This window comes from Streptomyces sp. NPDC058773 (assembly GCF_042746015.1).
Taxonomy (GTDB): Bacteria; Actinomycetota; Actinomycetes; order Streptomycetales; family Streptomycetaceae; genus Streptomyces.
The window spans coordinates 13,648-28,203 of the sequence record NZ_JBHYPE010000010.1 but is presented as its reverse complement, the minus strand read 5'-3'; the positions used below and the strand labels follow the sequence as shown (position 1 = coordinate 28,203).

Here is a 14,556-nt window from a genome sequence, read left to right as displayed (position 1 = left end):
CACTCTCCGGAGTCATGGATCTTTCCACATCGCCTCGCTTGTCCACAGATCTGCGAATTCCCCTGGCTTTTTTGGGTGTTCGCATTCACTCTGGGTAGTGGAAACAGTGCAGGGTGCAGGCGAATGGAGAGGGAAGGAGGGAGCGGATGGACGCGGTGCGGATCATCGCGGCCAGTCGGCGCGGGCTGGCGGAGGCGAACACGGTTCAAGGAGTGATCGTCGAGGCCTGGCAGGCGCAGGCCCTGGCAGAGGCGGTCGGCAGTCACCTCGCGATATTCGGGCCGTACGAAGTGCGGTCCAGGGCCCGGGGGCTGGGCGACGCGGGCGGGCGGTTCAGCGGGGGACTGCTGTGCCCGACGTCGGTCACCGGCGGGCTGCGGGCGGCTCAGCTTTCCGAGGTGCGTGATGCCAAGGCGGCTTTAACCGGCCTGAGCCGACTGCTGCGAGAGGTGTGCGAGGCGCTGGTGGCGGTGGTGCTGCTGGCGGACGAGGAGGGGATGTACTGGACCTGCGTCGAGGCGATGGACACGGTCGATGAGGCGAGGGACCGCGTGGCCGGAATACTGGAGAAGCTGGAGGTGCGCGACCGGAATCCCGCCTGAGCACCACCGCACCGAACCGACCGCGACCCCGCGGTACGCATGCCCCGAGCGGTAACTCACCGACCGCGGGCCGGGGGCGCTCGCGCCCGGCACCCCGACGGTACGTCCGAGCCGTCACGCCTGCCTCTCGGCTGCCACTGCCACTGCCCCTGCCCCTGCCGCTGCCATTGCTGATTGCACCCGCACGACCGCGCCCCCGCCGCTCGCCCCACCACCCGCCCACCCCCACTGCACCGCTCCGTGCTCCGGCGGTTGGGGAGACGCCCGGAGTGCAGGATGGAGGCATGGACCTACGAATCTTCACCGAGCCCCAGCAGGGGGCGTCCTACGACACTCTGCTGAAGGTCGCCAAGGCCACCGAGGATCTTGGTTTCGACGCCTTCTTCCGTTCGGACCACTATCTGCGGATGGGCAACGTCGACGGGCTGCCCGGCCCGACCGATGCCTGGATCACGCTGGCGGGCCTCGCCCGTGAGACCCGGCGCATCCGGCTCGGGACGCTGATGACGGCAGGCACCTTCCGGCTGCCGGGTGTGCTCGCCGTCCAGGTGGCGCAGGTCGACCAGATGTCCGGCGGCCGGGTCGAACTCGGCCTCGGGGCGGGCTGGTTCGAGGAGGAGCACAAGGCTTACGGCATTCCGTTCCCCAAGGAGAAGTTCGCGCGGCTGGAAGAGCAGCTGGCGATCATCACCGGCCTCTGGGCCACCGAGACAGGAAAGGAGTTCACCTACGAAGGGACCCACTACCGGCTGGAGCATTCGCCCGCACTGCCCAAGCCCGCCCAGGGCAAGGTGCCGGTGCTGATCGGCGGACACGGTGCGACACGCACGCCGCGGCTGGCGGCGCAGTACGCCGATGAGTTCAATATCCCCTTCGCCTCGCTCGAAGACAGCGAGCGCCAGTTCGGACGGGTGCGGGCGGCCGCGGAGGCCGCCGGGCGGAAGAGCGATGAGCTGGTGTACTCCAACGCCCTGGTGGCCTGCGTCGGGAAGGACGACGCGGAGGTGGCGCGACGGGCCGCGGCCATCGGGCGCGACGTGGACGAGCTGAAGGCCAACGGCCTCGCGGGCTCACCCGCCGAGGTCGTCGACAAGATCGGCCGCTACGGGGCGATCGGCGCGTCCCGTGTCTACCTCCAGATGCTGGACCTGGACGATCTGGACCACCTCGAACTGATCTCGGCACAGGTGCAGTCGCAGCTGAGCTGACGCCGGCGGGGCGGCGCTGCCGGAAAAGCGGTGGGGATCGGGCGGTCGTACGGCAATACTCGGACGGGTGTTCCTGACGATAACCACCACCGGCAGCGCCGAACGTCCCGCGACCGACCTCGGATTCCTGCTGCACAAGCATCCCGACAAGGCACAGCAGTTCTCGACGTCGCACGGCACCGCGCACGTCCTCTATCCGGAGGCCGACGCACAGCGGTGCACCGCCGCACTGCTGTTGGAGATCGATCCGATCGCCCTGGTGCGCCGGAGCCGCGGCAAGGGCCGGGGCGGCGCCCCGGATTCGGCGCTGGGCCAGTATGTGAACGACCGGCCGTACGCGGCCTCTTCGCTGCTGGCGGTGGCGCTGCGGAGCGTCTTCGCGAGCGCGATGAAGGGGCAGTGCACGGCACGGCCCGAGCTGGTGGCGCGGGCGTTGCCGCTGCGCATCGAGGTGCCGGTGCTGCCCGCCCGGGGCGGCGCGGAGCTGGTGGACAAGCTGTTCCGGCCGCTGGGCTGGACGGTGCGGGCCGAGGCGGTGCCGCTGGACGAGACGTTCCCCGAGTGGGGTGACTCCCGCTACGTCCGGCTCGTCCTGGAAGGCGAGCGGACGGTCGCCGAGGCGCTGCGGCATCTGTATGTTCTGCTGCCGGTGCTGGACGACGCCAAGCACTACTGGGTCGCGCCCGACGAGGTCGACAAGCTGCTGCGGGCCGGTGAGGGCTGGCTGGAGGACCACCCGGAGCAGCGGGTGATCGTCGGCCGCTATCTCGCGCGGCGTCGGTCGCTGACCCAGCGGGCCATGGAGCGGCTGGAGCTGGAACGGCTGGCCGAGTCGGACGGTGTGGCCGCCGAGGAGCTGGACAACGCGGTGGACGAGGAGGCGGACACCGAGGAGAAGCCGGTGCCGCTCGCGGTGCGGCGGCGGGAGGCGATCCTCGCCGTGCTGCGCTCGGCCGGGGCGGCGCGAGTGCTCGACCTGGGCTGCGGACAGGGCCAGTTGGCCGGTGCGCTGCTCAAGGAAGGGCAGTTCACCGAGGTCGTCGGCGTGGACGTGTCGATGCGGGCGCTGCACGAGGCGCGGCGCCGGCTGCGGCTGGACCGGATGCCCGAGCGGCAGGCGGAGCGCGTACGGCTGGTGCAGGGGTCGCTGGCGTACACCGACAGCCGGCTGACGGGGTATGACGCGGCGGTGCTCAGCGAGGTCGTCGAGCATGTCGATCCGGCGCGGCTGCCGGCGCTGGAGTACGCCGTGTTCGGGTCGGCCCGGCCGCGCACGGTCGTCGTGACAACGCCGAACGTCGAGTACAACGTGCGCTGGGAGTCGCTGCCGGCCGGACGGGTGCGCCATCCGGACCACCGCTTCGAGTGGACCCGGGAGGAGTTCCGGCAGTGGGCGCGCGCGGTGGCCGCCCGGCACGGCTACGAGGTGACCTTCGGCCCGGTGGGGCCGGACGACCCCGAGGTCGGGCCGCCCACCCAGCTCGCGCACTTCCACCGGGCCGGTGACGACAACTGCGGCTCAGAGGGCGGCGGGAGCGGCCGGGCCCGGCCGGGGCCGGAGGACGGCAACCGCGCTGCGGACGGCAGCGCTTCGATGAGCGGAAAGGAGGTCGCGGCATGAGGGACGACGACCGCACGGCGTACGACGCGAAGAGCCGGCACCCGCACGAGGACCGGCCGGAGAGCGGGACCGAGCAGGACAGCGGGACCCGGCCGGCGGGCAGCAGCGGCCGGGAGCACGGGGAGCAGCCCCGGCGCGCACCCGGGCCGCGCACGCTCGCCGTGCCCGACCTCTCGCTCGTGGTGCTGATCGGCGCCACCGGCTCCGGCAAGTCCACCTTCGCCGCCCGGCACTTCCGGCCGACCGAGGTGCTCTCCTCCGACTTCTGCCGGGGGCTGGTCAGCGGCGACGAGAACGACCAGAGCGCCAGCGGCGACGCCTTCGACGTCCTGCACTTCATCGCGGGCAAGCGGCTGGCCGCCGGGCGGCTGACCGTCGTGGACGCCACCAATGTGCAGTCCGAGGCGCGCGCCCAGCTGGTGCGGCTGGCCCGGGAGCACGACGTCCTCCCGGTGGCCATCGTGCTGGACATGCCCGAGCAGGTCTGCGCCGCACGCAACGCGGCGCGCGCCGACCGGGCCGGGCTGCCCCGCCGGGTCATCCAGCGCCACCAGCGTGAACTGCGGCGTTCCCTGCGCCACTTGGAGCGGGAGGGCTTCCGCAAGGTGCATGTCCTGCGGGGCCCGGAGGAGGTGGAGTCCGCAGAGGTCGTCACGGAGCGGCGGTTCAACGATCTGCGCCACCTCACCGGCCCGTTCGACATCATCGGCGACATCCACGGCTGCCGTTCCGAACTGGAGACCCTGCTCGGCAGGCTGGGCTATGCGCTGGTGCGCGACGCGCTCGGCCGGCCGGTGGACGCGGCACACCCCGAGGGCCGTACCGCTGTCTTCGTCGGTGACCTCGTCGACCGCGGACCGGACAGCCCCGGGGTGCTGCGGCTGGTGATGGGCATGGTCGGGGCCGGGCACGCGCTCTGTGTGCCGGGCAACCACGAGAACAAGCTCGGCCGTTACCTCAAGGGCAAAAAGGTCCAGCACACCCATGGGCTCGCCGAGACCGTCGAGCAGCTGGAGAAGGAGGACGAAGCCTTCCGCACCGAGGTCGGGGAGTTCATCCGCGGCCTGGTCAGCCACTACGTCCTGGACGGCGGCTCCCTTGTGGTGTGCCACGCCGGACTGCCGGAGAAGTACCACGGCCGGACGTCGGGACGGGTGCGCTCCTTCGCTCTGTACGGCGACACGACCGGTGAGACCGACGAGTTCGGCCTGCCGGTGCGCTACCCGTGGGCCGAGGACTACCGCGGCCGCGCCGCCGTCGTCTACGGCCACACCCCCACCCCGCGCGCGAGCTGGCTCAACAACACCCTCTGCCTGGACACCGGCTGTGTCTTCGGCGGGGCGATGACCGCGCTGCGGTGGCCGGAGCGCGAGCTGGTGGACGTACCGGCGGAGCAGGTCTGGTACGAGCCGACGAAACCGCTCGCGTCGGAGGCACCGGGCGGGGCGGACGGCCGCCCGCTCGATCTGAAGGATGTGACCGGGCGGCGGATCGTGGAGACCCGGCAGATGGGCCGGCTCGCGGTCAGGGAGGAGAACGCCGCGGCCGCGCTGGAGGTGATGAGCCGCTTCGCGATCGACCCGCGGCTGCTGCCGTACCTCCCGCCGACGATGGCGCCCTGCGCGACCTCGGCGGAGGAGGGGTATCTGGAGCACCCCGCGGAGGCGTTCGCCGGCTACCGCGCCGACGGTGTGCGGGAAGTGGTGTGCGAGGAGAAGCACATGGGGTCCCGTGCGGTGGCCCTGGTGTGCCGCGACGAGGCCGCGGCCGCCGGGTTCCCGCACGGCCCCAAGGGCATCGGAGGCGCCCCCGCCGGTGTGCCGAAGGGGGTGTCGGGCGCCCTCTACACCCGCACCGGCCGCCCGTTCTTCGACGACCCGGAGCTGACCGAACGCGTCCTGCGGCGGGTCCGGGACTGCGCCGAGGAGGCCGGTCTGTGGGACGAGCTGGAGACCGACTGGCTGCTGCTGGACGCCGAGCTGATGCCCTGGTCCCTGAAGGCGGCGGGTCTGCTGCGTCAGCAGTACGCGGCGGTGGGCGCGGCGTCCGGCGCGGCGTTCCCGGGTGTGCTCGACGCGCTGGAGGCGGCAGCCGCCCGGGGCGTCGAGGTGTCGCCGCTGCTCGGCCGGCAGCGGGACCGGGCGGCGGACGCGGCCGCGTTCACCGAGGCGTACCGGCGCTACTGCTGGCGCGTCGGGGTGCGGTCGGCCGGCGACGGGGCACCGGAGCAGCCGGACGGCGGCGCCGGGCTCGGCGAGCTGGACGGCATCCGGCTCGCACCGTTCCAGATCCTCGCGGTCCGGGGCCGCAGCCTCGCCGGGCTGCCGCACACCGAGCAGCTCGCCCTGCTCGACCGGCTGATAGCGGCCGAGACCGCGATGGCGGCCCGGGACGGCGGCGCCCCGGACCGGCCGGGGCTGCTCGCCGTGACCCGGCGCCTGCTCGTCGACACCGAGGACGAGACCTCGGTCGCGGCCGGTGTCGCCTGGTGGCAGGAGCTGACCGCCGAGGGCGGCGAGGGCATGGTCGTCAAGCCGGTGCAGGCGCTGGTCCGGCGGGCCGACGGACGGCTCGTCCAGCCGGGCGTCAAGTGCCGTGGCCGCGAGTACCTGCGGATCATCTACGGGCCGGAGTACACCCGCCCGGAGAACCTCGCCCGGCTGCGGGGCCGACACCTGGGCCACAAGCGCTCGCTGGCGCTGCGGGAGTACGCGCTCGGCCTGGAGGCGCTCGACCGGCTGGCGGACGGCGAACCGCTGTGGCGGATCCACGAGGCGGTCTTCGCGGTGCTCGCGCTGGAGTCGGAGCCGGTGGACCCGCGGTTGTAGGGCGGGTGGGGGAGGGCCCGTCGTCCGCCCGGGGAGCGGGCCCGAAGAGGAGGGACGGCCGTACGGAGAGGGACGGCCGTCCGCCCTCCCCGGCCCGGCCGCCCGGCCCGACGGAACCAACATCGCCCGACTCCCTCCGTAGAGCCGTCCGAGCGGCCAAGATGGACGGATGGGATTCCAAGTCGACTCCGAGGCCGGGCGGCTGCGCCGGGTCATCCTGCACCGACCCGATCTGGAGCTGAAGCGGCTCACGCCCTCGAACAAGGACGCCTTGCTCTTCGACGACGTGCTGTGGGTGCGCCGGGCGCGGGCCGAGCACGACGGGTTCGCCGATGTGCTCCGGGACCGCGGGGTGGAAGTACACCTCTTCGGCGATCTGCTGGCCGAGAGCCTGCAGATCCCCGAGGCACGGCGGCTCGTCCTGGACCGGGTCTTCGACGAGAAGGAATACGGGCCGCTGGCCACCGACCATCTGCGGTCGGCCTTCGACGAGCTGCCGGTGCCGGAGCTGGTCGAGGCGCTGGTCGGAGGCATGACCAAGCGGGAGTTCCTGGAGCGGCACGCCGAGCCGGTCTCGGTCCGCTTCCATGTGATGGACCTGGACGACTTCTTGCTCGGCCCGCTGCCCAACCACCTCTTCACCCGCGACACCTCCGCCTGGATCTACGACGGGGTGTCGATCAACTCGATGCGCTGGCCCGCCCGGCAGCGCGAGACCGTGCACTACGAGGCGATCTACCGGCATCATCCGCTCTTCCGCGGTGCGGGCTTCCACGTCTGGTCCGAGGGGCAGGCGGACTTCCCCTCGACGATCGAGGGCGGCGACGTCCTGGTGATGGGCAGTGGCGCGGTCCTGATCGGGATGAGCGAGCGGACCACGCCGCAGGCCGTCGAGCTGCTGGCCCGGGGGCTGTTCGCGTCGGGTTCGGCGCGCACGATCGTGGCGCTGGACATGCCCAAGCGCCGGGCGTTCATGCATCTGGACACCGTCATGACGATGATCGACGGGGATACCTTCACCCAGTACGAGGGGCTGGGGATGCTCCGCTCGTACACCATCGAGCCGGGCTCGGGCGATCAGGATCTCAAGGTCACCGACCATCCGCCGGAGCACATGCACCGCGCCATAGCGGCCTCGCTGGGCCTCTCGGACATCCGGGTGCTGACCGCGACCCAGGACGTCCAGTCGGCCGAGCGTGAGCAGTGGGACGACGGCTGCAATGTGCTGGCGGTGGAGCCGGGCGTGGTGGTGGCGTACGAGCGGAACGTCACCACGAACACCTTCCTCCGCAAGCGCGGCATCGAGGTGATCACGATCCCGGGGAGCGAGCTGGGGCGCGGCCGCGGCGGGCCGCGCTGTATGAGCTGTCCGGTGGCGAGGGACGCGGTGCCCGGGGCAGCCTGAGCGTGACCGGTATACCGCCGGGGAGCGCGGACCGGCCGTGCGGAAGCAGGTAGCCCGTATAGGGATACAGGTGTTCGTATATAATTCCAAGGTCCGAGTCCGTTCCGACCGCCGCGAACCAGGAGCCCACCCATGGCGATAGACCTCACGGGCCGCCACTTCCTCAAGGAGCTGGACTTCAGCGCCGAGGAGTTCCGCCGACTGATCGACCTGGCGGCCGAGCTGAAAGCGGCCAAGCGGGCCGGCACCGAGGTCCCCCGCCTCCAGGGGAAGAACATCGCCCTGATCTTCGAGAAGACCTCGACCCGGACCCGCTGCTCCTTCGAGGTCGCGGCCGCGGACCAGGGCGCCTCCACTACCTACCTGGACCCGTCCGGCTCCCAGATCGGGCACAAGGAGTCGGTGAAGGACACCGCCCGGGTCCTGGGCCGGATGTTCGACGGCATCGAGTTCCGCGGCAGTCGGCAGTCCGATGTCGAGGAGCTGGCCGCGTACGCCGGGGTGCCGGTCTTCAACGGGCTGACCGACGACTGGCATCCGACCCAGATGCTCGCCGACGTACTGACCATGGTCGAGCACGGACCGGGCCGCCCCCTGACGGAGACCGCCTTCGCCTACCTCGGCGACGCCCGCAACAACATGGGCAACTCCTACCTCGTCACCGGCGCCCTGCTCGGCATGGACGTCCGGATCGTGGCGCCCAAGCAGCTCTGGCCCGAGGAGACCGTCGTCGCCGAGGCGCGGCGGCTGGCCGAAGCCAGTGGCGCCCGCGTCACCCTCACCGAGGACGTGGCCGAGGGCGTGCGCGGTGCGCACTTCGTCACGACCGACGTCTGGGTCTCCATGGGCGAGCCCAAGGAGGTCTGGGACGAGCGGATCGAGCTGCTCGCCCCGTACGCGGTCACGATGGACGTGCTGCGCGCCACCGGCACGCCGGACGTGAAGTTCCTGCACTGCCTGCCCGCGTACCACGACCTGGGCACCGCGCTCGGCCGGGAGATCCACGAGCGGCACGGACTGTCGTCGCTGGAGGTCACCGACGAGGTCTTCGAGTCCGCGCACTCCGTCGTCTTCGACGAGGCGGAGAACCGGATGCACACGATCAAGGCGGTGCTGGTCGCGACGCTCGCCCCGTAGGGCCGTGCCTGCCCGGACGCGGACCGGACGGAACGGGGCGCCGCATAGCCATACGCACGCAAGGGCGATCAGTCGGCGCCAGCGGTTACCATCGAGCGCTCGCGGGGTTCGGACCCACCGGTCCGGACCCCGCTCCGTGCGTGGCCCACCCCCGCCGCGCGCACCGCACCATCAGAGAGAGAACCACCGTGCGCCCGCCCGCCCTCCGTCCGTCCGGACTGCGCATCAAATCGCCCGACCTCCTCGTCGCCGAATCGGGCGCGGATCTCGAAGGCAACGGCCTCCAGCGCAGCATGGGGCTCTTCCAGCTCATCTGCTTCGGCATCGGTGCCATCGTCGGCACCGGAATCTTCGTCGGTCTGTCCGACACCGTGGCCGAGTCCGGCCCCGCGGTCATCGTGTCGTTCGTCCTGGCGGCCGTCACCTGCGTCTTCACCGCCTTCTCCTTCGCGGAGCTGGGCGGCGCGATACCGGTGTCCGGCAGCGCCTACTCGTACGCCTACGCCACCCTCGGCGAGCGGATCGCCTTCCTCGTCGGCTGGTGCCTGCTGCTCGAATACGGCATCTCGGTCTCGGCGGTCGCCGTCGGCTGGGGCCAGTACCTCAACGAGCTGCTCGGCAGCCTGACCGGCTGGCAGCTGCCCGCCGCGCTCTCCCAGCCGCCCGGCGACGGCGGCATCGTCAACATCCCGGCCGTCGTCGTGATGCTGCTCGCCGCGCTGCTGCTGGTCCGCGGCATCCGGGAGAGCGCCCGCGCGACCGCCGCGATGGCCGTGCTGAAGCTGGCGATCCTGGTGCTGTTCTGCGTGATCGGCTTCAGCGCCTTCCGGGCCGGGAACCTGACGCCGTTCGCCCCGGAGGGCGTCGCCGGCATCACCTCCGGTGCCTCGCTCGCGTTCTTCTCGTACATCGGCTTCGACGCGATCACCACGGCCGGTGAGGAGGTCAGGGACCCGCGGCGGAACATCCCCCTCGCGATCATGGTCTCCCTCGGTGTGGTCACCGTCCTGTACTGCCTGGTCGCGGTCTCCGCCATCGGCGCGCTCTCCGCCGACCAGGTCGGCGGCCGGCCCGCCGCGCTGTCGCTGATCGTCAACCACGTCACCCACTCGACGCTCGGCGGCGCGGTCATCGCGTTCGGCGCCGTCGTCGCCATCGCCTCGGTCGTCCTGGCGGTCCTGTACGGCCAGACCCGCATCCTGATGTCGATGTCGCGGGACGGGCTGGTCCCGCGGATCTTCGAGCGGATCTCGCCCCGGACCTCCACGCCCGTCGCCAACACCTGGATCGTCACCGCCGTCTTCGCCGTGCCGGCCGCCGTCGTCCCCCTGGACGCGGTGATGAATCTGTCGACCATCGGGACGCTGGCGGTCATGGCGGTGGTCAACCTCAGCGTGCTGGTGCTCCGCCGCAGCCGCCCCGATCTGCCGCGCCGCTTCCGCGTCCCGCTCTTCCCGGCCAGCCCGCTGCTCGGCATCGGCTTCTGCCTCTACCTGATGTACGGCACCGGTCCGGCGACCTGGCTCCAGTTCGCCGGGTTCCTGGTGGCCGGTGCGCTGGTCTACGCCTGCTACGGTCGCCGTCGCTCGCGGATCGGCGCGGCGCCGCAGCCCCCGGCGGCCGACGCCGACGCGTCCTCGGCGCCCGCCGTCAGCGCCGTCGCGGGCGCCGCAGCTCGGGAAGGGTGAACCAGACGGCCTTGCCGCGCGGCGTCGGCCGGCAGCCGGAGGCCACACTGAGGGACCGGATCAGCTTCAGCCCACGGCCGTCCTCCCTCCCCGAGCCCTCCGCGCGCTGTGCCGGGACCTGGCCGTCGGCCGGGCGGGGGCCGTCCGTCGGGCGGGGGCCGTCCGTCGGATGGGCCGGCAGAGGATCGGCCGAAGCCGATGCCGCCACCGGGGCGTTCGGTTCGGCCAGGGGGACGGGGTCGCCGAGTCCCTCGACGAGCACCGGGTTGTCGTCGTGCACCTCGATCCGGCAGCCCGCCGGGCGCAGCTCCACGACCAGCTCGATGGGGCCGGCGCCACAGGTGTGCTTGAGGACGTTGTTGACCAGTTCGGCGGTCAGTAGTTGTGCGGTGGTCCGGTCGGCCGTGACCCGGAGATCCTGCATGGCCGTACGGACCATGGCACGGGCGATGGGGACGGCGGTCGCGGCGCGCGGCAAGGTGATGCGCCAGGTCGCAGGGGTGAGCGGTTCCAGCATGCGCAGTTCGTCCGTTCACGAAAGGCCGGGTCGGCGGCCCGAGACGGGATCGGATGCCTCCACCGTAGGAGGCGCGCGGGCGCGCACTCAGGGGCGAGTGGCCGGAGCCGGCATGACCTACGTCATCCGACGGCCGGGACCTTCGGCGGGTTCAGCCGACCGCCGGGCCCCCGCTTCCACCCCCACACGCCCTATCGCGTCCTCATGACGACAGTCATGGATGGGTGATAACTTCGAGAGGCATCCGGAACAGCATCCACGGCCGGCACCGGCCAAAGGGGGCAGGCAGCCCGATGAGCCCGTTCGCAGGATCCGCCCGCAGTACCGAGACCTGGCAGCACCTCCGCGTGACGCGGAAGGACGGCGTCGTCACCGTCACCCTCGCCCGCCCGGACAAGCTCAACGCGCTCACCTTCGAGGCCTACGCCGACCTCCGTGACCTGCTCGCGGAGCTGTCCCGGGAGCGTGCGGTGCGCGCTCTGGTGCTCGCGGGGGAGGGGCGCGGCTTCTGCTCCGGCGGCGACGTCGAGGAGATCATCGGCGCCACTCTGGGCATGGACACCGCACAGCTGCTGGACTTCAACCGGATGACCGGGCAGGTCGTGCGGGCGGTGCGGGAGTGCCCGTTCCCGGTGATCGCGGCCGTGCACGGGGTCGCGGCGGGGGCGGGCGCGGTGCTCGCACTGGCCGCGGACTTCCGTGTCGCCGACCCGTCCGCCCGGTTCGCCTTCCTCTTCACCCGGGTCGGGCTGTCCGGCGGAGACATGGGCGCGGCCTATCTGCTGCCCCGCGTCATCGGCCTCGGCCACGCCACCCGGCTGCTGATGCTCGGCGACACCGTCCGCGCGCCGGAGGCCGAACGGCTCGGTCTGATCAGCGAGTTGGCCGAGGAGGGCCGGGCCGACGAGGCAGCCGCCGCGCTCGCCCGGCGGCTCGCCGAGGGGCCCGCGATGGCGCACGCCCAGACCAAGGCGCTGCTCACCGCCGAGCTCGACATGCCGCTGGCCGCGGCCGTGGAGATGGACGCCGCCACCCAGGCGCTGCTGATGAACAGCGACGACTACGCGGAATTCCACGCCGCCTTCACGGAGAAGCGGGCCCCCAAGTGGCAGGGGAAATAGCCATGCGGGTCGCCGTCATCGGCGGCGGGCCGGGCGGGCTGTACGCCGCGGCCCTGCTCAAGCGCCTCGACCCCGCCCGCGAGATCACCGTATGGGAGCGCAACGCGCCCCAGGACACCTTCGGCTTCGGCGTGGTGCTCTCCGACGAGACCCTCGGCGGCATCGAGCACGCCGATCCGGAGGTCTACCGCGCCCTCCAGGCGGAGTTCGTCCGCTGGGACGACATCGACATCGTCCACCGGGGCCGCACCCTGACCTCCGGCGGGCACGGCTTCGCGGCGCTCGGCCGGCGCCGGCTGCTGGCCGTGCTCCACCGGCGCTGCCGCGACCTCGGCATCGAGCTGCGCTTTTGCACCGAGGCCCCGCCCGCCGCCGAATTGGCGCGCTCGTACGACCTGGTGATCGCCGCCGACGGGGTGCACAGCACGACCCGCACCGCGTACGCCGACGCCTTCCGCCCGCGGCTGACCACCCACCGCTGCCGCTACATCTGGCTCGCCGCCGACTTCGCCTTCGACGCCTTCCGCTTCGAGATCGCGGAGACCGAACACGGCGTCGTACAGCTCCACGCCTACCCCTTCGCCCGCCCGGAGCCCGGTGACCGCCCCGCGGCACCGGCCGCCGGGTCAGAAGGCCCGGCCGGCGCCAGCACCGTCATCGTCGAGATGCGCGAGGAGGTCTGGCGGGCGGCCGGACTCGACCGCTGCGACGAGCGCGAGTCGGCCGAATGGTGCGCCAAGGTCTTCACCGATGCCCTGCGCGGCCGGTCGCTGCGCGGCAACAACTCCAGCTGGATCGCCTTCCGCACCGTCGTCAACGACCGCTGGTCGCATGGCAACACGGTGCTGCTCGGCGACGCGGCGCACACCGCGCACTTCTCCATCGGCTCCGGCACCAAGCTCGCCGTCGAGGACGCCCTGGCGCTGGCGGCCTGTCTCCAGGAGCAGCCCGACACGGCCCGCGCGCTGGCCGCGTACGAGGAGGAGCGCCGCCCCGTCGTCGCGTCCACCCAGCGCGCCGCCCGCGCCAGCCTCGCCTGGTTCGAGGAGCTGGCCACCTACCTGGACCAGCCGCCGCACCAGTTCGCCTTCAACCTCCTCACCCGCAGCCGCCGCGTCACCCATGACAACCTGCGGCTGCGCGACCCCGGCTTCGTCACGGCGGTCGAGGACGAGGCGGGCACGCCACCCGGCACACCCCCCATGTTCCTGCCGTTCCGGCTGGGTGAACTCACGCTGCGCAACCGCGTCGTGGTCTCCCCGATGGACATGTACTCCGCCGCGGACGGCAACGGCACCCCCGGCGACTTCCATCTCGTCCACCTCGGCGCCCGCGCGATGGGCGGCGCCGGACTGGTGATGACGGAGATGGTGTGTGTCAGCCCGGAGGGGCGGATCACCCCCGGCTGTACGGGGCTGTACGCGCCGGAGCACGAGACGGCCTGGCGCCGGGTCACCGACTTCGTGCACACCTCCGCCCCCGGCACCGCCATCGGCGTCCAGCTCGGCCACTCCGGCCGCAAGGGCTCGACCCGGCTGATGTGGGACGGCATCGACCAGCCGCTTCCGCACGGCAACTGGCCCCTCGTCGCGCCCTCCGCACTGCCCTACCGCCCCGGCGTCAACCAGACCCCGCACGCCCTGGCCGGACCGGAACTCGCCCTCATCCGCGACCAGTTCGTCCGCGCCGCGGTGTCCGCCGCCCGCGCCGGCTTCGATCTGCTCGAACTCCACTGCGCCCACGGCTATCTGCTCTCCGGCTTCCTCTCCCCGCTCACCAACCACCGCACCGACAGCTACGGCGGCGACCTCACCGGCCGGCTGCGCTTCCCGCTGGAGGTCTTCGACGCGGTCCGCGCGGTCTGGCCGGCCGGGCGCCCGATGACGGTCCGGATCTCCGCGACCGACTGGGCGGACGGCGGCACCACCGCGGCGGACGCGGTGGCGATGGCGCGGGCCTTCACCGAGCACGGCGCCGACGCCATCGATGTGTCCACCGGCCAGGTCGTGCCCGACGAACGCCCCGACTTCGGCCGCTCCTACCAGACCCCGTTCGCCGACCGCATCCGCAACACCCTCGGCGTGCCGGTCATCGCGGTCGGCGCCATCTCCTCCTGGGACGACGTCAACTCCCTGGTGCTGGCCGGGCGCGCGGACCTGTGCGCGCTGGCCCGGCCGCACCTCTACGACCCGCACTGGACGCTGCACGCCGCCGCGGAGCAGGGGTACACCGGCCCCGGCGCGCCCTGGCCGCTGCCCTACCAGGCGGGGAGCCGCACTCCGCCCACCGGCCGCACCGACGCGCCGAAGCCCCGCCTCACGCTGCGATGACGGGGAGGCAGGCAGCGGGGCGGGGCCGTTATCGGGGCCGGTCCGGTGGGGGACCGGCGGCGGGACGGTCGGCGGAGAGGGCGGTCAGGGGACCGGCGG

The 14,556-nt window shown here is 72.4% G+C and carries 10 protein-coding genes; 9 read left to right on the top strand and 1 reads right to left on the bottom strand.

Annotated elements, in window-relative coordinates; all coding sequences use genetic code 11:
* Nucleotides 1–146 precede the first annotated feature (146 nt).
* The 7 genes from ACFW5B_RS11640 to ACFW5B_RS11610 all read left to right on the top strand — a co-directional run bounded on the left by ACFW5B_RS11640 (nt 147) and on the right by ACFW5B_RS11610 (nt 10,489).
* On the top strand, nt 147–602 hold the full coding sequence (locus ACFW5B_RS11640) for a DUF6099 family protein (protein WP_386436953.1): 456 nt from the start codon (nt 147–149) through the stop codon (nt 600–602).
* A gap of 284 nt (nt 603–886) precedes the next feature.
* Nucleotides 887–1,810, top strand: a complete 924-nt coding sequence (locus tag ACFW5B_RS11635; protein WP_386436951.1) for an LLM class F420-dependent oxidoreductase — start codon at nt 887–889, stop codon at nt 1,808–1,810.
* A gap of 67 nt (nt 1,811–1,877) precedes the next feature.
* On the top strand, nt 1,878–3,431 hold the full coding sequence (locus ACFW5B_RS11630; protein ID WP_386436948.1) for a 3' terminal RNA ribose 2'-O-methyltransferase Hen1: 1,554 nt from the start codon (nt 1,878–1,880) through the stop codon (nt 3,429–3,431).
* Complete coding sequence (locus ACFW5B_RS11625) at nt 3,428–6,259, top strand: polynucleotide kinase-phosphatase (RefSeq protein ID WP_386436946.1); 2,832 nt, start codon at nt 3,428–3,430, stop codon at nt 6,257–6,259. The genes ACFW5B_RS11630 and ACFW5B_RS11625 overlap by 4 nt, the downstream gene beginning before the upstream one ends.
* A 169-nt stretch (nt 6,260–6,428) precedes the next feature.
* A complete protein-coding gene (locus ACFW5B_RS11620; protein ID WP_386436943.1) occupies nt 6,429–7,664 on the top strand; it encodes an arginine deiminase in 1,236 nt (411 codons plus the stop codon).
* 132 nt (nt 7,665–7,796) lie between these two features.
* The gene (argF, locus tag ACFW5B_RS11615) at nt 7,797–8,801 is read left to right on the top strand and encodes an ornithine carbamoyltransferase (protein ID WP_386436940.1); all 1,005 of its coding nucleotides are present in this window, start codon (nt 7,797–7,799) and stop codon (nt 8,799–8,801) included.
* Nucleotides 8,802–8,989: 188 nt separating this feature from the next.
* Nucleotides 8,990–10,489: an amino acid permease gene (locus tag ACFW5B_RS11610; protein ID WP_386436937.1), complete on the top strand. Its 1,500-nt coding sequence runs from the start codon at nt 8,990–8,992 to the stop codon at nt 10,487–10,489.
* On the opposite strand, the gene ACFW5B_RS11605 is transcribed toward ACFW5B_RS11610, so the two are convergent.
* The gene (locus ACFW5B_RS11605; protein ID WP_386436934.1) at nt 10,452–11,006 is read right to left on the bottom strand and encodes an ATP-binding protein; all 555 of its coding nucleotides are present in this window, start codon (nt 11,004–11,006) and stop codon (nt 10,452–10,454) included. The genes ACFW5B_RS11610 and ACFW5B_RS11605 overlap by 38 nt on opposite strands.
* 293 nt (nt 11,007–11,299) lie before the next feature.
* On the opposite strand from ACFW5B_RS11605, the gene ACFW5B_RS11600 reads away from it, so the two are divergent.
* Together ACFW5B_RS11600 and ACFW5B_RS11595 are read left to right on the top strand one after the other, a co-directional pair.
* The gene (locus ACFW5B_RS11600) at nt 11,300–12,127 is read left to right on the top strand and encodes an enoyl-CoA hydratase family protein (protein ID WP_386436931.1); all 828 of its coding nucleotides are present in this window, start codon (nt 11,300–11,302) and stop codon (nt 12,125–12,127) included.
* A 2-nt stretch (nt 12,128–12,129) separates the two neighbouring features.
* On the top strand, nt 12,130–14,457 hold the full coding sequence (locus ACFW5B_RS11595) for a bifunctional salicylyl-CoA 5-hydroxylase/oxidoreductase (protein ID WP_386437285.1): 2,328 nt from the start codon (nt 12,130–12,132) through the stop codon (nt 14,455–14,457).
* Nucleotides 14,458–14,556 lie beyond the last annotated feature (99 nt).